This is a genomic window from Adlercreutzia sp. DFI.6.23, assembly GCF_024462535.1.
Classification (GTDB): domain Bacteria; phylum Actinomycetota; class Coriobacteriia; order Coriobacteriales; family Eggerthellaceae; genus Adlercreutzia; species Adlercreutzia rubneri.
Map to the genome: position 1 here is coordinate 1 of NZ_JANGBP010000875.1, position 255 is coordinate 255.

General features: G+C 74.9%; 1 protein-coding gene. It reads right to left on the minus strand.

Annotated features, from left to right (window positions below; translation table 11 throughout):
* Positions 1 to 233, minus strand: a 233-nt coding sequence (locus NE591_RS16490) for a hypothetical protein (protein ID WP_256157170.1), incomplete at its 3' end; no start/stop codon positions are given.
* Between the last annotated feature and the right edge of the window lie 22 nt (positions 234 to 255).

Here is a 255-nt window from a genome sequence, read left to right on the forward strand (position 1 = left end):
TCGCGCCCGTTGCCCTCGATCGCCGGCGAGCCGCAGCGCGGGCACGCGTCGCGGTCGTAGCCGTTGAAGAAATCGGCCTCGCCGACCAGGCCGGCGCCCGCGTGGCGGTAGCGGTACATGTCGCGGTGGCAGTCCCTGACGATCCTCTCGGCCGGGGACAGCTCGCCGTCGCCGGCGCCGTCCCACGGCGTGGCCGACGGCGCCGGGCGCCGCCGCTTCTCTTCTCCGCTCATGGTGGAAGTCCTCGCTGCCCGG